Here is a 1,898-nt window from a genome sequence, read left to right as displayed (position 1 = left end):
AGCGAAGGCTGCGCCGTCGTGGACGGTGCCGGCGAACGCTATCCCGCAAGATTGCACGGCGATCGAGCCGTCGATGCTGCCTCTAGTCGATCTCTCCCAAGAACAGATTGACCGGATTGCCTCAGTGACTTCTGGTGGGATGGCGAACATCCGGGATATCTATCCGTTGGCGCCGCTGCAGGAAGGCATCCTGTTCCATCATCTGCTCGCCCAGGACACTGATCCTTACATCCTGTTCGACGTGGTCGCCTTTAAACTACGGGACCATGTTGACCGGTATATCGCTGCGTTGCAGGCTGTGACCGAGCGGCACGACATTCTGCGCACGGCGGTGGCATGGGAAGGTTTGGACGAGCCGGTGCAGGTCGTGTGGCGTGAGGCGTCGGTGCCGGTGACGGAGGTGACGTTGGATCCGGCCGGTGGTGATGCGGCGGCGCAACTGGAACGTCTGGTGGATCCGCGGCACTACCGGATGGCGATCGATCGCGCACCGATGATGCACGGCTACGTGGCATACGATTCGCTCGAAGGGCGCTGGGTTCTATTGGTTCTAAAGCACCACCTTGCGGTTGATCATGCGAGCGTTGCAACGCTCGATGCTGAACTGGAGGCGTGCATGCGAGGCGAAGTCAGTAGCTTATGCGATCCAAAGCCATTCCGAGATTTCGTCGCTCTGGTTCGAGATGATGCGACGCGAAAGAAGCACGAGGATTTCTTTCGGAAAACATTGGGAGACGTAATTGAGCCAACAGCACCTTTTGGAGTTCTCGACGTACGAAGTAATAACTCGGAGTCACAGAGCTTCAGTCTTTCCCTGGAACCGCGTGTCTGCAGCCGTTTGCGGGCGCAGGCGCGTGAAAATCACGTAAGTGTTGCGAGTCTTTTCCACCTGGCATGGGCATGTGTTGTCTCTCGAACATCCGGGCGTGAAGATGCAGTCTTTGGGACTGTCCTCTCAGGTCGTATTAGTGGGGGTGTTGATTTCGATCGAAGTGTCGGGCTATTCGCGAATACCCTGCCTATTCGCATTAGAACGAGCGGTTCCGATGTGGCACAGCTTGCTAGGGATGCGCACGAAGCAATAGCCCTTCTGGTGGAGCATGAGGGGGCTCCTTTAGTCGTGGCACAGCGTTGTAGTGCGATCGATCCCGCATTGCCTCTTTTCTCATCAATGCTAAATTTCCGTCCGGATCTGGAGGTACTTCGTCCCAAGAGCCATCAGGTGGGTGAATGGTTGGGTTTGCTAGTAACCCATGGTGATGCTATTTCGAACTATCCCATCGAAATGTCAGTGGACGAAACCAACGGTTGTTTCCGGCTTTCCGCTCATGCTCCGGAATGGGTGGGCGCAAGGCGTTTGTGTCGCTTTCTCGAAACGGCTGTCGAACAATTGGTCGAATCTTTAGAGCAGCCGTCCTTAGTGGATCGGTGTCTCGATGTGCTTCCAGCTGAAGAGCGTCATCGTGTGGTGACAGAATGGAACGCGACGACGGTGGCGTACCCGTCCTCGTGCGTGCATGAGTTGTTCGAGGCACAGGTAGCGCGGACACCGRCGGCGACGGCGGTGGTGCATGGGGCGTTGTCGCTGAGTTATGCGGCGCTGAACGCGCAGGCCAATCGCCTGGCTCGCCATCTGCGCAAGCTGGGCGTGGGTCCGGACGCGCGGGTGGCGCTGTGCGTGGAGCGTGGGCTGCCGATGATGGTGGGCCTGTTGGCGGTGTTGAAGGCCGGTGGTGCGTACGTGCCGCTGGATCCGTCGTACCCGGCCGAGCGACTGCGTTACATGCTGGAGGATGCGGCACCGGTAGCGGTGTTGACCCAGCCTGGGCTGGGCGAGGCATGGACATCGCTCTCGGCACAGCTTGCCGTGCCGGTGCTGGACCTGACCGTGACCTCGG

Annotated in this window: 1 protein-coding gene; it reads left to right on the top strand. The window is 58.7% G+C overall.

Features of this window, described 5'->3' with window-relative positions; genetic code table 11:
• Window positions 1-73: 73 nt before the first annotated feature.
• Window positions 74-1,898: condensation domain-containing protein (locus AC1DYM_RS22940; RefSeq protein WP_477342348.1), on the top strand; the 1,825-nt coding region annotated here is incomplete at its 3' end.

Source organism: Luteibacter sp. P1_D3, assembly GCF_056406135.1.
This window is presented reverse-complemented; position numbering and strand designations above follow the sequence as displayed.